The sequence below is a fragment of the Kitasatospora sp. LaBMicrA B282 genome, from assembly GCF_050325825.1.
Lineage (GTDB): Bacteria > Actinomycetota > Actinomycetes > Streptomycetales > Streptomycetaceae > Kitasatospora.
The window spans coordinates 1-18,315 of record NZ_JBNQTI010000171.1 but is presented as its reverse complement, the minus strand read 5'-3'; the positions used below and the strand labels follow the sequence as shown (position 1 = coordinate 18,315).

Below are 18,315 nucleotides of genomic sequence, written 5' to 3'. Positions count from 1 at the left end.
CGCACCGCCGCGCGGTCGCGCTGGCCGCCCGCTGCGTGCGCGGCGTCTCGCCGGCCGAGGCCGGCACCGGGGTGCTCGGCGCGGTGCTGGCCTTCGCCTGGAGCGGGCTGCTGGACGAGGCCGCGGCCTGGGCCGGGCGGGCCGTCCGGTCCGCCCAACGCTGGAACCACCCGGGCGAGTTGGCGCTGGCCCTGGTGGTCCGCTCGGACATCGCCTACCGGCAGGGCCACGGGGAGGCCTCGCGGGCCGACGCGGAGCGGGCCGCCCAGCTGGCCGAGCAGCTGCGGGCGGGCGAACTGGCGGCCGCCGCCGAGGCGTTGCTGGTGCGCACGGCGCTGCGCCGCGGCCAGTTCCCGGACCCGGCGAAGCTGACCGGGTGGGTGCTGCCGGCCGACACCCATCCGCTGGTGCGCGCGCTGGTGCTGGAGGCCCGCGGACTGGCGACCGCCGCCCGCGGCGAGCACGCCGAGGCGCTGCGGCTCTTCCTGGAGTGCGGGCACCAGTTGGCCGCCCGCGGGATCGCCAACCCGGCCTGCGTGCCCTGGCGCAGTCACGCCGCGCAGGCCTACCAGGCGTTGGGCGAGCACGCCGCGGCCCGGACCATCACGGCCGACCCGCTGCCGGGCGCCGACCCGCGCCCGCGCCCGGTCGAGGAGCGCAGCAGCCCGGCGATCGGCACCCGGGACGCGGGACCGGTCCGGCTGACGCCGAGCGAGCGGCGGGTGACCGAGCTGGTGCTGCAGGGGCTGAGCAACCTGGAGGTGGCCGAGCGGCTCTGCCTGAGCAAGCGCACGGTCGACACCCACCTGGGCCGGATCTACCGCAAGCTCGCCATCAAGGGCCGGCCGGAGCTGGCGGCGGCGGTGAAGGCGCTGTGAGCGGGTGCCGACTCGGCGGGCGCCGAGTCCGCGGGCGATAGGGCCTGTCCGACGATCCCGAGCCCACGGCGTCGGGCCGGTCGGCTGCGGTCAGCAGCCGACCAGCCCGAACTCCGCCCCCCACGGGTCGCGCAGCACGGTCGGCTCCCCTCGACCCGACCGGACCAGCTGCGCCCCGTGCACCAGCGCGCTCTCCACCGTCCGCCGCACGTCGGACGCCCCGAAGTACGGCAGCCAGAGCGAGCGGCCCTGGTCGCTCTCCACCACCCGGGTGCGGACGGCCCCTTCGAGGTCCAGCCACTCCCCGTCCGCGGTCAGCCGGTAGCCGAACAGGTCGCCGTAGAAGGCGGCCGCGCGGCGGGCGTCCGGCACCCGCAGTTCGTGGCCGCAGACCGCGCCGGCCTCGTCCACCAGCACCACCCCCTCGGCCTGGTGCCCCTCCCAGAAGCCGACCGCCACGCCGGAGGGGTCGACCGCGAGGAAGAGCCGGCCGTTCCCGCTGGCCGGCACCGGGCTCATCACCACCTGCCCGCCGAGCCCGCGGACCAGGGCGCAGGTGTGCTCGGCGTCCTTGGTGGCCAGGTAGACGTTCCAGGCGGCCCGCGGCGGCAGGTTGGCGGGGGCGGCGCCGAAGCCGCCGATGATCTCCCCGGCCAGTTCGGCGAGTTGGTAGTCGGGTGACTCGGTGACGAACTCCCAGCCCATCACGGCCCGGTAGAAGGCACGGCTGCCGGTCAGATCCGGAGTGATGCAGTCAACCCAGCACGGGGTGCCGGGGCCGTAGTGGAGACGTCGAGGCATGGTGCGCCCTTCTTGTGGGACATGGCTTGGTCAATCAGTCCGGCCGCCTCCTCCGCCCCGCTCACGCCGGGCAGTTCCAGCCGGAAGGTCGGCGCGTCCGCCAGCAGCTGTGCGCCGTCGGCCGGCCAGGTCTGCGCCGTGAACTCCCACGGCGTGAGACGCACGCCCTCGTCGGCGCCGCGGCACAGCCGGACCAGGGTGGGCGGTGCCAGCCTGGCCCGGACCGGTGCCACCGGCCCGAGGCACTCCGGGCGCACCAGCACCACCTCGCCGGCCACCGGCGAGGTGGCCGTGCGCCACAGCCCGTCCGGCAGCCCGGCCCCGCGCAGCCAGGCCGCCGACCGCCCGCGCGCCTCCAACGGCACCAGGTACGGCAGCACCTGACGGGTGGCCCGGTGCATCACCAGCAGCCGCCCGGAGACGAACACCCAGGAGCGGTGCGCGAGCGCGGCGGCCACGTTCGCCTGCTCCGAGTACGGGCCGCCGAGCAGGGCCACGGTGACCCCGTCCTTGGCCAGCACCACGGCCTGGGCCAGGCAGAAGCGGTCCTGCAGCACCGCGAAGGGCGGCAGCACCGGTGGGACGTTCCCCCAGCCGCGGAAGGGGCGGCGCAGCAGCGGGGTGCCGTCGCCGCGCCGGACCAGGATCTCCTCGGCGCCACCGGGACCGGGCCGGGTGAACTCCACCCGCAGCTGGTCGGTGGCGGCGGAACCCCGGACGGCGTGCGGGCCGAACTGGAAGGCGACTTCGTCATGATCGGCCGAGCTGACAGCGACTTCGAAACCGAAGAAGTTCAGCACGATCGGCTCGGTAGCCGGCACAGCGACTCCTGACGGGTTGGTGCGTCTTGCTCTGATCGCGGCGGCCGGAGCCCGGCGGACCGGCCCCTGGAGAAGGGGCGGGTGCCGTGGGGTCGGTGGGGCTGCGGGCTCCGGCCGTGTGGGTGGCCGCGGGTGCGGCCCTCGCATGCGTACTCGGTCAGGCGATCGTTTTCGGTCACGCGCCGGTTCCGCACGCGTTGGTGCGCGCGCTCGGCGGACGGCGGCGGGGTCGGGCCGCGGTCCGGGCCGGGTGCGGTCGGGTCAGTCCCAGCGCATGTCGTCGCCGGGCACGGGCTGGCCGTCATCCCCGGCGGCCAGCACGGAGGCGACCGACCCGGTCGCGCCGGCCAGGGCCGAGGACGGGGCGAAGCCGCCGAGCACGCCGAGCGCGGCGGTCAGGGCCAGGGCGCCGGCGGTCAGTCTGACAAAGGACAACGAAGACAACATGGTGCGAGAGCGCATGATTCCCCCAGGCAAACAACGCATTCGGAAGCAGGCCCGGTCGGAAATGGACGACAAATCGTGCGTCACCATTTTGATGTCGCATCGTCAAGTTGAAGCGACAACTGCTGGTGCGTCATCCGTGACCGGGACGAGTCGGGCGGCTGCGACCTCCCGACGGCTCGAAGTCTGCTAGAGCCGCACTGGGGGCGGAAGTCCTTCGGGGCGGCATGAAGATCGCGCTGGCATCTTGGTGCCACGCTCAGGGGGTGGGTGACGGTGCGTCCGCCGGGTGCCGCGCCGGCGGGCCGGTGACCGGTCGACGCCAGTGGTCCAAACCTCTGCGGAGTCCGTTGGAATTTGAACTATATATTCCATACTTCAGCATGGACAGGGCAACGATTCCCCCATCCGGAAGATCATTTCCGGTCGGTCGCTAGGATGGCGCGCCAAGCATCCTTCCGGCAGACTTGCCCGCGCCCGGAACGGGTGTAAACGGGGGTGATAAGACGACAATGCAGGGGATCGACAGTGCGGCCGAGGCGGTCTACCGACTGCTGCTGACCGACCACCAACTCGACGTTGCCCAGATCTCGGCCCGGCTACGCCTGGACCCGACCGAGGTCATGGTCGCGCTCGCCCAGCTCACCGACGCCCGCCTGCTGCGCCCCTCCGACGGCGTCCCGGGCGAGGCCCCCGGCGGCCTGCACCCGGTCGACCCCCGGGTCGGCCTGCCGGCGCTGCTCCAGCACAACGAGGCGATGCGCCAGCGCAGCCAGCAGGAGTTCGAGGAGAGCCAGGCCGCGATCAGCCGGCTGCTCGCCGAGTACCGCGACGAGTCGGCCACCGAGGACAACACCCAGATCGAGCGGCTGGTGGGCATGGCCACCGTGCAGACCCGGTTGGAGGAGCTGACCCGGTCGACCGCCGGCGAGTGCCTCGCCTTCAGCCCCGGCGGCACCCAGTCCGCGAGCTCGCTGGAGGCCAGCCGCCCGCTCAACTCGGAACTGCTCGGCCGGGGGGTGTCGATGCGCTCCGTCTACCTGGACAGCGTCCGCAAGGACCGGGCCACCACCCGGCACGCCGAGTGGCTGACCGAACTGGGCGGCGAGGTGCGCACGGTGCCGGCGCTGCCGCTGCGGATGATCATCCTTGACCGCCGGGTCGCCCTGGTGCCGATCGACCCGAACGACACCCGCAAGGGCGCGGTCCAGCTCAGCACCAAGGGCGTGATCACCGCCCTGGTCTCGCTCTTCGAGCAGGTCTGGGAGAACGCCATCCCGTTCGGCGCCCCCAAGGAGCGCGACGAGCAGGGCCTGACCCGCCAGGAACAGGAACTCCTCCGGCTGCTCGGCCAGGGCTGCACCGACGAGGCGGCCGGCAAGCAGCTCGGCCTCTCGGTGCGCACCGTGCGCCGGATCATGGCCGACCTGATGGAGCGCCTCGGCGCCCGCAGCCGCTTCGAGGCCGGCCTGCACGCCGGCCGCCGAGGCTGGCTCTGAGCCGGCCCGCCGGCGGCCCGAAGACCGGACTCGGGCCGGGCGACCGCGAGTGCTGCTCGGGAGGGTCAGAGGGTCACGAAGGTCAGACCCTTGGACTTGAGCGCGGGCAGCACCGACTTCAGGGCCTCCAGGGTCTGCGAGCGGTCGCCGCCGCCGTCGTGGCAGAGCAGGACGTCGCCGGGGTGGGCGGCCATCAGCTTCTCGGTGATGTGCGGGACGCCCGGGCGGGACCAGTCGCGCGGGTCCACGTCCCAGTCGATCGGGACCATGCCGTACTTGGCGGCGGCCGCGAAGACGGCGGGGGACCAGTCGCCGCCCGGCGAGCGGAACAGCGTGGGGGCCGGGGCGCCGGCGTCCACGATGACCGACTGGGCGTCGGCGAGCTGGGCCTGGATCTGTGCGTCGGAGCGCTTCGAGAACGGCTGCGGGTGGGACATCGTGTGGTTGGCGATGGTGTGCCCGTCGGCGGCGATGGCCTTGATCAGGGCCTTGTTCGCGTGCGCCTGGCTGCCGACCACCGAGAAGGTGGCGCGGATGTCGTACTTGCGCAGCAGCGCGAGCATCTGCGGGGTGTAGACCGGGCTGGGGCCGTCGTCGATGGTCAGCGCGATCGCGTCGGTCGGGGCGTTCGGGAGCAGGTCGTGCACCTTGTAGACCGGCTTGGTGCGCGCCGCCACGGTGGAGCTCGCGGTGGGGCTGGGCAGGCCGGCGGCGGCCGACGGGTCCTCCGGGGCGGCCGGCGAGAACGAGTCGTTGGGGCCGTCCGACGGCTGCGGCGCCGCGTTCTTCGAGCCGGAGGAGTCGGAGCAGCCGGCCAGGGCGGCGGAGGCGAGCGTGGCGGCGCCGAGGGTGCTCCAGGCGAGCAGGCGGCGACGGGAGGGCAGGTCCGAGTCGGTGGGCTTGGGCAGGCGGAACGACCGGGATATGGGCATGGCGAGACCTTCGGGGCCGATGGGCTGGCGGGACGGGACCGGTGGACGGGCGGTGCGGATACTTCTCATCGACGCGGTCCGAACGCGAACAGTTCCTGGGCGCCGGCTGGATGTTACCGGGGTGGCCGGCCGGGCCCGTCGGGGAGGTCGGCGCAGGCCCACCGGCCGGCTGGTGGCACCCTGATGACGGCCCGACGGGGAATCGGGCGTGATGTCGACGGGGGGATCGGGGTTGGACAGGACAGCGGTCGAGCAGGAACGTCTGCGAGATTATCTGACTACGCGACGGCTGGACGACGGGCTCTTCGCGCCCGGCTTCGTCGAGCGGGTCGGTGGCGCGAAGCTGGCGGCGATCCGGGTCGGGATCGCCAAGGAGTGCGGCGTGCTGCGGACGATCGCCCCGGCACCCGAACGCCCCGGGCGCTACCGGGTGGAGTGCCGCGGCGGGGTGCTGCACGCCGTGATCGGGGTCGACGAGCAGGGGCGGATCGAGCGGCTCTGGTTGGAGCGGGTCCTGGACGACCGGCCCCGCTCGGCCGGGCAGCGGCTGCGGGAGCTGTGCCAGCTCGTCCTGTTCCTGCTGACGCCGTTGGGCCTGGCGGTCTGCGGCGCGGGCGCGCTGCTGGCCGCCACCCGGGTCGACCTGGCGCGCGCGCTGGTCCTCGGGACCGGCCTGCTGGTCCTCTGCTGGCGGGCCCTGCCGTACTGGCAGCTCAGCGAGTACGGCCGCCCGGTGATCGGCGTGCTGGGCCTGGCCCTGCTCCTGGTGGGCGCGGCGCGGTTCCCCGGGCTGCCCGTCGGCCGCGCGCTCACCGGCTGGGAGAGCGCCGTCCTCGTCCTGGTCTGGGGCGTGCCCCAGTTCACCGGCGTCCGCGAGCCCCGCACCGCGCGCCTGCCGTTGGCGATCGCCAACCCGCTGCCGGGCAGCCGGGCGCTGGTCGCCCAGGGCGGCGGCAAGAAGGTCAACCACCACGCCGGCCACCCGGAGCAGGCCTACGCGCTGGACGTGTGCTGCCTGGGCCGCTATGGCGCCCGGGCCCGCGGCCTGGCGCCGCGCCGGGCGTCCGCCTACCACGCCCACGGCGCGCAGGTCGCCGCACCGGTCGCCGGCACGGTGGTCACGGCCGTCGACGGGTACCCCGACCAGCCGGTGCACGCCAACCCGTTCGAGTCGCGTCCATTGGCGTCGCAGCCCGCGGAGGGCAACCACCTGGTGCTGCGCACCGCCGCGGACCCGGAGGTCGTGGTGGTCCTCGCCCACCTGCGGGCGGGGAGCCTGCTGGTCGCCGAGGGCGACGAGGTGGCCCCGGGCCAGCTGCTCGCCGAGGTGGGCAACTCCGGCAACACCACCGAACCCCACCTGCACCTGCACGCCGAGGCGCGGACGGCGGACGGGGTGACCCCGGTGCCGCTGCGGCTGGCCGCGAATCCTGGACGACAGCTCCTGCGCGGTCGCCGCCTGGACCGCTGACCGGCGCTCCCGTCACCCGGGTTCCGCCGAGTGGCGGGCGGGAGTTCACCCGCCGCCGGGCCCCGGTCGGGGAGCATGGGGCTGGTCCGTCCGCCGCCGCCACGCCCCGAGGAGTCCGCCGCCATGTCCAGCCTCAGCTACGACCGGGACGGCTTCGCCCTGGACGGCCGCCCGTTCCGGATCCTGTCCGGCGCGCTGCACTACTTCCGGGTGCACCCCGAGCAGTGGGACGACCGGCTGGCGCTGCTGCGGGCGATGGGCCTGAACACCGTCGAGACCTACGTGGCCTGGAACCTGCACGAGCCGCGGCCCGGGGAGTACGAGTTCAGCGGGCTGCTGGACCTGGAACGGTTCGTCCGGACCGCGGCCCGGCACGGACTCAAGGTGCTGGTCCGCCCGGGGCCGTACATCTGTGCCGAGTGGGACTTCGGCGGGCTGCCCGCCTGGCTGCTGAAGGACCGCGGGATCCGGCTGCGCTGCGCCGACCCGGCCTTCCTGGCCGCCGTCGACCGCTGGTTCGACGTGCTGCTGCCCCGGCTGGTGCCGCTGCTCGCCGAGCAGGGCGGGCCGGTGCTCGCGCTCCAGGTGGAGAACGAGTACGGGAGCTACGGCAACGACGCCGCCTACCTGCGGCACCTGGCCGACGGGCTGCGCCGGCGCGGCGCGCACTGCCTGCTCTTCACCTCCGACGGGCCGCACCACCCCGACCTGCAGGGCGGCACGCTGCCCGACGCGCTGCCCACCGTGAACTTCGGCGACCGGGTCGCGGAGGGCTTCGCCGTGCTGCGCGCGTACCTGCCGGACGGCCCGCCGGTCTGCATGGAGTACTGGAACGGCTGGTTCGACAACTGGGGCGCCCCGCACCACACCCGGGACGCCGCGGACGCCGCCCGGGTGCTGGCGGAGCTGCTCGCCGCCGGCGCCTCGGTCAACCTCTACATGGCGCACGGCGGCACCAACTTCGGTTACCTGAACGGCGCCAACCTGCAGGACGGACGGCTGAAGCCGACCGTCACCAGCTACGACTACGACGCCGCGATCGACGAGGCCGGGCGCCCGACCGCGAAGTTCTGGGCCTTCCGCGAGGTGCTCGGCCGGTACACCGAGCTGCCCCCGCTGCCGGCGGGCGTGGCGGATCCGTCGGCGCCGCGCGTCCTGGAGCCGCGCGTTCTGGCGCCGCGCACCCTGGAGTTGGGCCCGCCCGTCCCGCTGCTGGAGCTGGCCGAGCAGCTCACCGTGCCGGTCGCCGCCGCGGCCCCGCTCGCGATGGAGGAGCTCGACCAGGCGTACGGCTTCGTGCTCTACCGGACCTGGGTGAGCGGCCCGAGGGAGGGCGCCGAGCTGGTGGTGGACGGGCTCGGCGACCGGGCGCAGGTCTTCCTGGACGGCCGCCCGGCCGGGGTGCTGGACCGGTCGGCCGAACCGGGCACGGCCCGGGTGGAGTTCGCGGTGCCGGCCGGCGGGGTCCGGCTGGAGCTGCTGGTGGAGAACCTCGGCCGGGTCAACTACGGCCCGCAGCTGGCCGACCGCAAGGGCATCGCGGGCGGGGTGCGGCTGGGTCAGCAGCTGCTGCTGGGCTGGCAGATGTTCCCGCTGCCGCTGGCCGATCCGGGCCCGGCCCGTGAACACCCGGCCCGCGAACACCCGGCGCCGCAGTCGGAGCTGACGGACCGCCCGGTGTTGCGCTGGGCCTCGCTGGAGGTCGCCCGGCCGGCCGACGCCTTCGTGCACACCGAGGGGCACGGCAAGGGGCTGTGCTGGGTGAACGGCTTCCTGCTCGGCCGGTACTGGGACATCGGCCCGCAGCAGACCCTCTACCTGCCGGGCCCGCTGCTCCGTCCCGGCCGCAACGACGTGGTGCTGCTGGAGCTGCACGGTCCGCGCGGGGACGGGCTGGCGCTGGTCGACCGGCCGGTGCTGGACCGGCTGGGCGGCGAGGCTGCCGGCGCCTGAGCGGCCGTCGGGCCGGGGCGCCCGTCGGGCCCGGGGGTTCGTCAGGCCTGGCGGGTCGGCAGGACCACGGCCTGGCGCAGGTTGACGCCCGGGCGCCGGGAGGTGGTCCAGGCGATCAGGTCGGCGACGTCCTCGGCGGTCAGCGGCGGGATCACCCGGAACATCCCGTCCAGCTGGGCGGCGAGCTCCGGGTTGTCGACGTGCGAGCCCAGCTCGGTCTCGGTCAGGCCGGGCTCGATGTTGGTGACCCGCACGTCCAGCGGCCCGAACTCGGTGCGCAGCGCGGCCGACAGGTGGGTCAGCGCGGCCTTGGTCGCGCTGTAGACGGCGTAGCCGGGGAAGGTGAGGTGCGCGCCGATCGAGGAGACGTTGACCAGGTCGGCGGTGCGCCCGGCGGCCGCGGCCGCCACCAGGTCGGCGCGGAAGGCGGCCACCACGCGCAGCGCGCCGGTCAGGTTGGTGTCGACCATCCGCTGCCACTCGTCCAGCCGGCCGTCGGCCACCGGGTTGGGCAGCATCACCCCGGCGGCGTTGACCACCAGGTCGACCCGGCCGAACGCGGCGTGCACGGCGGCCGCGGCGGCGTCCACGGCGCCCTGGTCGGTGACGTCGACCGGCACCGCCAGCGCCCGGCCGCCGGCCGCGGTGAGCTCCGCGGCGAGGTCGGCCAACCGGTCGGCGCGGCGGGCCAGCAGGGCCACCCGAGCGCCGCTCGCGGCGAGCAGGCGGGCGGTGGCCTCGCCCATCCCGGAGGCAGCGCCGGTGACCACGGCGGTGCGGTCGGCGAGCTGCGGGTAGCCGGTGGTGGCAGTGGTGGCAGTGGTGGTGGCGGCGGTGGCAGTGGTGGTGGTCATCGCGATCTCCTGGCTGGGGTCCTCGGTGCTGCTCGGCGGCGCTGCGGGCCGCCCGACGTGACCGATGCTTCCGCCCGCCGCCGAGCCGGGGCAGGGCACCGCTGTGCCTGGGTCCGCCAGTACCACCCAGCAGCAGCCGGGTCGTCGCACCGGCGCCCTAGGCTTGGGGGCATGGAGAACACGCTGGGGGACTTCCTGCGGTCGCGCCGGGCGCGGATCCAGCCGGAGGACGTGGGGCTGCGCTCCTACGGGCAGCGCCGGGTGCCGGGGCTGCGCCGGGAGGAGGTGGCCCAGCTGGCGGGGGTCAGCGTCGACTACTACGTCCGGCTGGAACAGGGCCGCGGGGCGAGCGTCTCGGACACCGTGCTGGACGCGGTCGCCCGGGTGCTGGAGCTGGACGAGGTGGAGCGGGCCCACCTGCACGCGCTGGCCCGCCCGCCGCGCGCCGAGCGCACACCTCGGGGCGGCGGGTCCGGCGCCCGGTCCGGTGTCCGGTCCGGCGCGCGGGACGGTGACGGGCGGGTCCGCCCGGGGCTGCGCCGGCTGCTCGAGGCCATGACGGGGGTGCCGGCCTTCGTGCTCGGCCGCCGGATGGACGTGCTGGCCTGGAACGCGCTCGGCGACGCGCTGGGCGGCTTCTCGACGATGGCGCCGCGGCAGCGCAACATGGCCCGCCAGGTCTTCCTGGAGCCGCGGAGCCGGGACGAGTACCCGCAATGGCCGGCGGTCGCCGCGGAGACCGTCGCCTACCTGCGGCTGGACGCGGGCCGCCACCCGGACGACCCGGAGCTGGCCTCGCTGGTCGGCGACCTCTCGCTGGGCAGCCAGGAGTTCCGCCGGCTCTGGGCCGACCACCAGGTCCGGGAGAAGACCTGGGGGGTGAAGTTGATCCGCCACCCGCTGGTCGGCGAGCTGGAGCTGGCCTACGAGACGCTGGCGCTGCCGGGCGACCCGGACCAGCTGCTGGTGGGCTACACCGCGGTGCCGGGCAGCCCCACCGCGGAGCGGCTCGCGCTGCTGGCCGGCTGGTCGGCGCCGCAGCCGGCGGCCCGCACCGGGGCGGCGGGGGAGCGGTCGTGAGCGTCGGGCCCCTCGAGTGGCTGACCGTGCCCAGCCCGCTGCCCAGCGGGCCGCTGACCGTCGGGATCACCGGGCTCGGGGTGGCGGCGGTGCACTTCGGCCCCGAGGCCCGCCCGCCGGGGTCGCCGGACTGCACCGACGCCCGCCGCACCGACCGGGTGGCCGAGCGGTTCGCCGGCTACTTCGCCGGGCGGGAGCGGACGTTGGCGCTGCCGGTCGACTGGCGGCTGGTGACCGGGCCGCACCGGACGGTGCTGGAGACGCTCCACCGGACGGTGCCGTACGGCGAGGCGATCACCTACGGCCGACTGGCGCAGCGCAGCGGGGTGTTCGAGGAGGCGGCCGACAGTCCGGGGCTGGCGGCCCGGGCGGTGGGCCAGATGATGGGCGCCAACCCGCTCGCGGTGCTGGTGCCGTGCCACCGGGTGGTGGCGGCGGACGGCCTGGGCGGCTTCGGCAACGGGCGGGTCGGCCTGGAGGTCAAGCGCTGGCTGCTGACCCTGGAGGGGTGGCTGGCACCGACACTGGACTGGGACGGGCCGGGCTGACCGGGGCCGGCCGAACGGGTGACCTGAAGGAACGATTCTGTCCGAAAATCCCCGAACAGAAATCGATCAGAATAGCTAATCGTACTTATTCTGCCGACCCTTCAATCACTCGTCCGAGTGATTGCGGATTGATCGGCGTTACTCCACTCTGGAATGCAGAAGTCCGTATCGGCAGCAGTCCGTACCTTTTGAGTGGGGGAGGGCCCCGTCATGACAACCGAGACCACTGTCGGCATTCCGGCACCCGGCAGCTCGGCGGAGAACCAGCAGCAGAGCCTGGCGACCGCTGCGGCTCGGAATCTTGCCACAACCACCAAGTCCACGCCGCAGATGCAGGGCATCAGTTCGCGGTGGCTGCTCAGGGTGCTGCCGTGGGTCCAGGTGTCCGGTGGGACCTACCGGGTCAACCGCCGGTTGAGCTACGCCGTCGGCAAGGGCCGGGTCAGCTTCGTCAAGACGGGCGCCCAGGTCCGGGTGCACGCGCCCTCGCTGCGCGAGCTCCCGCCGCTGCAGGGCTTCGAGGACGACGCGGTGCTGGAGGAGCTCGCCACCCGCTTCTCGCAGCGCGACTTCCGGGCCGGCGAGGTGCTCTTCGAGGCCGGCCAGCCGATCAACGAGGTCTACCTGATCGCGCACGGCAAGGTCAACAAGATCGGCACCGGCAAGTACGGTGACCAGGCCGTGGTCGGCGTCCTGGCCGACGGCGACCGGATCGGCGACGAGGCGCTCACCTCCGCCGACGGCACCTGGCCCTACGGCGTCACCGCCGCCACCGCCGGCACCCTGATGGCGCTCGCCTGGCCCGCCTTCCAGGAGCTCGCGGACCGCTCCGAGGCGCTGCGCACCCAGCTGATGGACTACCTCGCCGATTCCGGCAAGCCGCAGACCAGGCACGGCGAGGCCGAGATCGAGCTGGCCGCCGGCCACGAGGGCGAGCACGACCTGCCCGGCACCTTCGTCGACTACGAGCTCGCCCCGCGCGAGTACGAGTTGAGCGTCGCGCAGACCGTGCTGCGGGTGCACAGCCGGGTCGCGGACCTCTACAACGAGCCGATGAACCAGATCGAGGAGCAGCTCAAGCTCACCATCGAGGCGCTGCGCGAGCGCCAGGAGTACGAGCTGGTCAACAACCCCGAGTTCGGCCTGCTGCAGAACGCCGAGTACGACCAGCGGATCCAGACCCACTCCGGCCCGCCCACCCCCGACGACATGGACGAGCTGCTCTCCCGCCGCCGGGGCACCAAGGTCTTCCTGGCCCACCCGCGGGCGATCGCCGCCTTCGGTCGCGAGTGCAGCAGCCGGGGCATCTACCCGGGCACCGTCGAGCTGCAGGGCCAGCAGGTGCCCTCGTGGCGCGGGGTGCCGATCCTCTCCTGCAACAAGATCCCGATCGTGGACGGCCACACCAGCTCGATCATCGGGATGCGTATCGGCGAGGACAACCAGGGCGTGGTCGGCCTGCACCAGACCGGCCTGCCGGACGAGTACCAGCCCAGCCTTTCCGTTCGATTCATGGGCATCAACGAAAAGGCGATCATTTCCTACCTGGTGAGCGCCTACTACTCGGCCGCCATTCTGGTGCCCGATGCGATCGGCGTTCTGGAGAACGTGGAAATTTCCCGGCCGCGCTCCTGATCGGGGTTCCGAATCCGGTCACCCCGGGCATCTTCCGGGGTGACCGGGCGGCCGGTGGGCGGCGCCGATCGAGGTCCGATCGTCGCCGCTTCAGTTCGAATCATTCCATTCTGGGGGGATCAGTGATCATGGGCAGCGAAACCGGCATCGAGACCCTCCGCCGGGGCAGTGCCATACCGGCCACGCGGACGGCGCCCCTCGCGCAGACCGGGCCGACGTTGTCGACTGCGCCCGCCGGGTCGGGCGCCGCCGGCGAGGAGCAGGCGGTCGAGCTGCTGGCCCGGGCCCGGGCGGTCGTCGACCCGGCGCTGCGGGCGGCGGTCGACACCATGCCGGAGTCGATGGCCCGCGTCGCCGCCTACCACTTCGGCTGGCGGGAGGCCGACGGCTCGCCCTCCGACGCCGATCCGGGCAAGGCCATCCGGCCGGCCCTGGTGCTGGCCGCCGCCCAGGCCTGCGCGGGCTCGCCGGCCGCGGCCGCAGCCGCGGCCCAGTCGGTGACCAGGGTCGCCGCCGCCGTCGAACTGGTCCACAACTTCACCCTGCTGCACGACGACGTGATCGACCGCGACGAGACCCGTCGCCACCGTCCCACCGCCTGGCGGGTGTTCGGCGCCACCGAGGCGATCCTGGCCGGTGACGCGATGCACTCGTTGGCCCTGCGCACCCTGGCCGAGGACACCCACCCCGCAGCCGCCGAGGCGCTGCGCCGGCTGGCCCACTGCGTGGTCGAGCTCTGTGACGGCCAGCAGGCGGACTGCGCCTTCGAGCGCCGCAGCACCGTCTCGTTGGCGGAGTGCCTGGCCATGGCGGAGGCGAAGACCGGTGCGTTGCTCGGCGCCGCCTGCGCGGTCGGCGCGGTCTACGGCGGGGCGAGCGAGCGGGCGGCCGAGGCGATGGACGCCTTCGGCCGCGAGATCGGCCTCGCCTTCCAGCTGATCGACGACCTGATCGGCATCTGGGGCGACCCGGCGGTGACCGGCAAGCCGGTCGGGGCGGACCTGCTGGTCCGCAAGAAGTCCCTCCCGGTGGTGGCGGCGCTCTGCTCCGGCACCGCGGCCGGCGCCGAACTGGCCCAGATCTACGCCCTGGACCGCCCGCTCACCGCGGCGGAGGTGCAGCGCGCCACCGCGGCCGTCGAGGCGGCCGGTGGCCGCGCCTGGGCCCAGGGCGCCTCCTGCGAGCGGATGGCGGCAGCGATCGAGCACCTCGCGGTCGCCGTCCCGGAGCCCTCGGCCGCCGACGACCTGCTGGCCCTGGCCGAGTTGGTCACCCGCCGCAACCGCTGAGGCCGCTCGGCCCAGCCCACTTCACCTTCACTCCCACCGTCACCTCAACCCAACCCGGCTGATCCCACGTCACCTCTCCCTGCCCGGGTACCGGTGCGCCCTGCACCGGAAACGCAAGGACCCCCTCCATGAGCCTGATGGACATCGGTACTGTCCTCGTCGTCCTGGCCGTTCTGGCCGTCATGATCAAGCTGTTGCAACGCTGGGTGCCGCACCACGTGCGCGAAGCCCACAACGACGTCGCGGGGTTCATCTTCGCGGCGGTCGGCGTGATCTACGCCGTGCTCCTCGCCTTCGTCGTGGTCACCGTCTGGACCAACAACGACGGGGCCCGCAAGACCACCTTCCAGGAGGCCGACGCGGTCGCCGGCATCTACTGGATCTCGCGCCAACTCCCCGCTCCGGTCGGCCCGCAGCTGGAACAGCAGTCCCTCACCTACGCGCGGACCGTGATGGACGACGAATGGCCGCTGATGGCCCGTCACCAGAGCAGCCCCGATGCCACCCAGCTCGTCTACGACATGCGGGACAGCGTCTTCTCGATCAACCCGACCAACGCCCAGCAGCAGACCCTCTACGAGCACGCGGTCAGCCACGTCGAGGACCTCGCCTCGCAGCGCCGGGAGCGGTTGAACGAGGTCGACGACGAGGTGCCGAGCATCCTGTGGGCGGCGCTGATCGTGGGCGGGTTGCTGACCGTCGGCTTCACCTTCCTCTTCGGCCTGCCCAACACCCTGGCCCACTCGCTGATGGTGCTCTCGCTGGGCGGACTGGTGGTGATCTCGCTCCTGGTGATCAAGGAGATGAACTTCCCCTTCACCGGGGTGACCGCGGTCAAGCCCACGGCCTTCGAGGTCTTCCTCCAGCGGCTCCCTCCGCCGCGCTGAGCCCCGAGGTCTCCAACGGTCCCCGCTGGCGCGGGAAGTCGGTGATGCCGACTTCCCGCGCCAGCGGGCTGTCAGCCTGCTGGCAGCTCCGCCAGGATCCGCTGCTCCTTCGCCGGGTCGATGCCGATCACGTCGCCCTGCGCCCCCTGGGTGTATGGGCGGTCCCGCGGGCCGCGTTCCTGCAACCAGGCCCAGGTGTCGCGCACCGTCTCGGCCAGCGGACGGCAGTGCAGCCCGGCCGCCGCTGCCGCGCGGGCGTCCGCCTGCCAGATCGCGGTCGGCTGCCCGTCCTCGAACTCCGGGAACCAGAGTGGCACTTCGCTCCACGGCGTGACCTCGGCGGCGCGCAGCCGGTCGTCGTCCACCCAGACCAGCTCGGCGTCCGAACCAGTGGCCGCCACGCACGCCGCCAACAGTTCGCCGTAGCTGCTCGACCCCGACAGCGCGGTGGTGAGGAAGCGGCCGCCCACCCCGCGTTCGCCCAGGTCCAGCCCGAAGGTGGCGAAGTCCCGGGCGTCGATCAGCTGGATCGGCAGCTCCGGCCGGCCCGGCGCCAGCACCCGTCCGCCGCGCGCCATCCGCTCCAGCCACCAGGGCAGCCGCCCGACGTTCTCGTACGGGCCGACCAGCAGACCGCAGTTGAGGATGGTCGAGCGCTCGGCGCCGAACTCCGCGATCACCGCCCGCTCGCAGCCCGCCTTCAGCGCGGTGCTGAACGGCAGGTCGGCCGGCGAGTCCGCGGCGCACTCGTGCAGCGGTGAGCTCTCGTCCACCGGCCGCTCGGGCCAGTCGACGAAGGCGTGGATCGAGGAGACGAAGACGTAGTGCCGGGCGTGCTCGCGCAGCGCGCGGGCCGCGGCGGCCACGGTGTGCGGCTGCTGACCGCTGGTGTCGATCACCACGTCCCAGGCCCGCTCGGGCCCGGGCGCCCGCTCGACCAGCGCAGCCAGGTCCGCCGCACTCTGGCGGTCACCACGCACCGCCTCGACACCCGGCAGATCGGGTCCGGAACGGCCACGGTTGAACACGGTCACGTCATGGCCCCGAGCCAGGGCCTCCTGCACGAAGGCGCGGCCGAGGAACACCGACCCGCCGAGGAAGAGGATTCGCATGCGTCGATCGTGCCCCCGCACCCCACCCCACGGACCGAACGTTCGCCCCCGGCGGATCCGCTGACGGCAGATCCGCCCTGAGCGGACGTGAGTTCGACCGGGCCGGCGGTGGTGGGGTGGTCCGGGTGTCGGCCCCGGAGCTGGGTGTCCGGGCCGCTGGGGCACGTCCTTCGCCTTGCAATGCACGTGCCCCGACGCTGCCCTGCCCGCCTCCGGGCGGACGGCGGGGGTCGACCACGGGCCCTCAGCCCTCGGCCCCTGCCCTCGGTCCCTGGCCTCGGTCCCTGGCCCTCGGTCCCTGGCCCCGGCCCTGGCCTCGACCCGGGCCCCTGACCCTGGCCTCGACCCGGGCCCCTGACCCTGGCCTCGACCCGGGCCCCTGACCCTGGCCTCGACCCGGACCCCTGACGCGGGCCCCTGACGCGGGCCCCTGACCCGGGCCCGCGGCGGCGGGGCCGCCTGGGACCTTGGTGCCGGGGCTGGTGGTCTGGCCCCTGCATTCCTTCGCCTTGCGATACACGCGCTCCGACGCTGCCCTGCCCGCCCTCCGGGCGGGCGGCGGGAGTTTGAAGACGGGCCCTCGGCCCGCGCCCCCAGCCCTTGGTGCCGGCCCGGGGGGGCGGGGCGGCCCGGGCCGTGAGTCCCGGGGGCGGGGCCAAGGGCTGGGGCGGGAGTTCGCCCGTGGCTGGTCGGCCGGTGGCGGCGCGGCTCTGGGTGGGCGGGAGTTCGGCAGCACGGCCGCCCAGGTCCTTGGGCCTGGATGGCCGTTCGGCTGCGGTGCCAGATCTCGCTTCGGCCACATCCCCATTGCTTTCTCATCCGGGAGGTGCAACACGGGCGCGTTCTGGTGAGTCCTATTGGGGTGGGTCGGTTCAGCGTGCGGGCGACGACGGCGAGGGTTTGGACGTGGCGGAGGTCGGTGTGGAGCTGGGAGCGGGGCCGGCGGGGGAGCCGGTCGGGCTGACCGTGGGCCTCGGGCTCGGTGGGCTGGACGGGCTCGGCGGTGCCGAACTGCCCGAGGGCGGGGCCGACGTGGGGCTCGCACTGGGGCTCGCGCTGCTGCTGGGCGCGCTGCTGGCGCTGCTGCTGCCGGGGGCCGGGGTCTCCGAGGGGGTGGGGCTGGCGACGCCGCTCGGGTTCGCGGTGGCGCTCGGGGTGGGGGTGGCCGGTACGCCCGACGGGGTCGGGGTCGGCGTGGGGGTGCCGCCGCTGTCGCCGGTGAGCGTGACCACGGCGTCGGACGGCGGCAGCGAGATGTCGGCGGTCCAGTGACCGTGCGGGGCACGCTGGTCGTCGACCGTCACGATCACGGTGATCCGCTGGCCGGGGGCCAGGGTGCCGGCGTCGCGGCTGAGGCGTAGCCAGTCGCAGTTCGGCACGGCGCGCCAGTCCACCGGGGTGTCGCCGGTGTCGGTGAGGGTGAGCACGGTGCGGTTGCCGTAGGCGCCGGCCTCGACAGCGAGCTGCGTGGCCGGGGTGACGGGCGGTGCTGGGACCGGGACGCCGTGCAGGACCGGGTCGCTGATCGGCAGGGCGTTCGGGGCGGGGACGGGCACGGCGGCGCCCTGCAGTGGAGGCAGCAACGTTTCTGCACCCGCGCCGCCCGATCCCGCCGAGCCCGCACCGGCCCCGCCCCCCACCGCCGGTGCGGACGGCCGCACCACGGCCGCCGCCAACGCACTGTCCGTCGGCGAGGTGCTGCGCGCCACCGGGCCGCTCGCCGGCGGCAGCGCCGCCTGCGGGGCCGGGGTCGGGGCCGCCGCCTCCGGGCTCCCGTCCGCCACGTGCACCGAGGTGACCGCGGCCGTGGCGGCCGTCGCCGCCCCGTCCCGGTGGACCAGCCAGAGCGCGGTCACCGGCGCCGAGAGCACCGCGGCGAGCACCCCGGTGGTGAGCGCCCGCTGCCGCACCAGCACGGTGCGCTCGTGCAGGTCGCCACCACGGCGGTGCCGCTCCACCAGCCCGGGCGCCCGGTGCCGGGGGAAGCCGCGCCGGTCGAACCGGGCGGACCGGGCGAGCGGCTGCCCGGCCGCTCCCTGCGCCTGCCCAGCCGCTGCCTGCCCCTGCCCCTGCGCCGCGACCGCCCGCACGGCCGCCGGGCCCGGGCCGGG

General features: G+C 74.3%; 15 protein-coding genes and 1 pseudogene. 9 read left to right on the top strand and 7 right to left on the bottom strand.

Translation table 11 applies throughout. From position 1 onward, the window contains the following. Window positions 1-878, top strand: an 878-nt coding sequence (locus ACQRUO_RS32445) for a helix-turn-helix transcriptional regulator (protein ID WP_428319706.1), incomplete at its 5' end; no start/stop codon positions are given. Window positions 879-968: 90 nt separating this feature from the next. Here the strand turns inward: ACQRUO_RS32445 and ACQRUO_RS32440 are convergent. The 3 genes from ACQRUO_RS32440 to ACQRUO_RS32430 all read right to left on the bottom strand — a co-directional run bounded on the left by ACQRUO_RS32440 (window position 969) and on the right by ACQRUO_RS32430 (window position 2,935). Next, a complete protein-coding gene (locus tag ACQRUO_RS32440) occupies window positions 969-1,679 on the bottom strand; it encodes a VOC family protein (RefSeq protein WP_428319705.1) in 711 nt (236 codons plus the stop codon). After that, entirely contained in the window at window positions 1,613-2,500 is an 888-nt protein-coding gene (locus ACQRUO_RS32435) for a hypothetical protein (protein ID WP_428319704.1), read from the bottom strand. The genes ACQRUO_RS32440 and ACQRUO_RS32435 overlap by 67 nt, the downstream gene beginning before the upstream one ends. 261 nt (window positions 2,501-2,761) lie before the next feature. Next, window positions 2,762-2,935: a hypothetical protein gene (locus ACQRUO_RS32430; RefSeq protein ID WP_428319703.1), complete on the bottom strand. Its 174-nt coding sequence runs from the start codon at window positions 2,933-2,935 to the stop codon at window positions 2,762-2,764. Between the two features lie 521 nt (window positions 2,936-3,456). Between ACQRUO_RS32430 and ACQRUO_RS32425 the strand changes: the two genes are divergently transcribed. Then, window positions 3,457-4,443, top strand: coding sequence for a LuxR C-terminal-related transcriptional regulator (locus ACQRUO_RS32425; protein ID WP_428319702.1), 987 nt, complete (start codon window positions 3,457-3,459; stop codon window positions 4,441-4,443). 65 nt (window positions 4,444-4,508) lie between these two features. Here the strand turns inward: ACQRUO_RS32425 and ACQRUO_RS32420 are convergent, their stop codons facing one another. Then, the gene (locus ACQRUO_RS32420) at window positions 4,509-5,375 is read right to left on the bottom strand and encodes a polysaccharide deacetylase family protein (RefSeq protein WP_428319701.1); all 867 of its coding nucleotides are present in this window, start codon (window positions 5,373-5,375) and stop codon (window positions 4,509-4,511) included. A gap of 232 nt (window positions 5,376-5,607) precedes the next feature. Between ACQRUO_RS32420 and ACQRUO_RS32415 the strand changes: the two genes are divergently transcribed. After that, complete coding sequence (locus ACQRUO_RS32415; RefSeq protein ID WP_428319700.1) at window positions 5,608-6,846, top strand: M23 family metallopeptidase; 1,239 nt, start codon at window positions 5,608-5,610, stop codon at window positions 6,844-6,846. A gap of 123 nt (window positions 6,847-6,969) precedes the next feature. Then, the gene (locus tag ACQRUO_RS32410; protein WP_428319699.1) at window positions 6,970-8,799 is read left to right on the top strand and encodes a glycoside hydrolase family 35 protein; all 1,830 of its coding nucleotides are present in this window, start codon (window positions 6,970-6,972) and stop codon (window positions 8,797-8,799) included. Window positions 8,800-8,840: 41 nt separating this feature from the next. Here the strand turns inward: ACQRUO_RS32410 and ACQRUO_RS32405 are convergent, their stop codons facing one another. Beyond that, window positions 8,841-9,653, bottom strand: coding sequence for an SDR family oxidoreductase (locus tag ACQRUO_RS32405; protein WP_428319698.1), 813 nt, complete (start codon window positions 9,651-9,653; stop codon window positions 8,841-8,843). Between the two features lie 171 nt (window positions 9,654-9,824). Between ACQRUO_RS32405 and ACQRUO_RS32400 the strand changes: the two genes are divergently transcribed. The 5 genes from ACQRUO_RS32400 (at window position 9,825) to ACQRUO_RS32380 (ending at window position 15,092) form a co-directional block, all read left to right on the top strand. Continuing rightward, on the top strand, window positions 9,825-10,733 hold the full coding sequence (locus tag ACQRUO_RS32400) for a helix-turn-helix transcriptional regulator (RefSeq protein ID WP_428319697.1): 909 nt from the start codon (window positions 9,825-9,827) through the stop codon (window positions 10,731-10,733). Then, window positions 10,730-11,281, top strand: coding sequence for a methylated-DNA--[protein]-cysteine S-methyltransferase (locus ACQRUO_RS32395; RefSeq protein WP_428319696.1), 552 nt, complete (start codon window positions 10,730-10,732; stop codon window positions 11,279-11,281). The genes ACQRUO_RS32400 and ACQRUO_RS32395 overlap by 4 nt, the downstream gene beginning before the upstream one ends. A 210-nt stretch (window positions 11,282-11,491) precedes the next feature. Then, on the top strand, window positions 11,492-12,916 hold the full coding sequence (locus ACQRUO_RS32390; RefSeq protein WP_428319695.1) for a family 2B encapsulin nanocompartment shell protein: 1,425 nt from the start codon (window positions 11,492-11,494) through the stop codon (window positions 12,914-12,916). A 128-nt stretch (window positions 12,917-13,044) separates the two neighbouring features. Next, the gene (locus ACQRUO_RS32385; RefSeq protein ID WP_428319694.1) at window positions 13,045-14,205 is read left to right on the top strand and encodes a family 2 encapsulin nanocompartment cargo protein polyprenyl transferase; all 1,161 of its coding nucleotides are present in this window, start codon (window positions 13,045-13,047) and stop codon (window positions 14,203-14,205) included. 128 nt (window positions 14,206-14,333) lie between these two features. Next, window positions 14,334-15,092 carry a DUF4239 domain-containing protein gene (locus tag ACQRUO_RS32380; RefSeq protein ID WP_428319693.1) on the top strand — a complete coding sequence of 253 codons (759 nt, stop codon included), beginning with the start codon at window positions 14,334-14,336 and terminating at the stop codon, window positions 15,090-15,092. A 71-nt stretch (window positions 15,093-15,163) separates the two neighbouring features. Here the strand turns inward: ACQRUO_RS32380 and ACQRUO_RS32375 are convergent, their stop codons facing one another. Further along, window positions 15,164-16,204 (bottom strand): NAD(P)H-binding protein, encoded by a 1,041-nt coding sequence (locus ACQRUO_RS32375; RefSeq protein ID WP_428319692.1) that lies wholly within the window; start codon window positions 16,202-16,204, stop codon window positions 15,164-15,166. A gap of 872 nt (window positions 16,205-17,076) precedes the next feature. Next, window positions 17,077-18,315 (bottom strand): annotated as a pseudogene (locus ACQRUO_RS32370) (hypothetical protein); the annotation flags it as partial.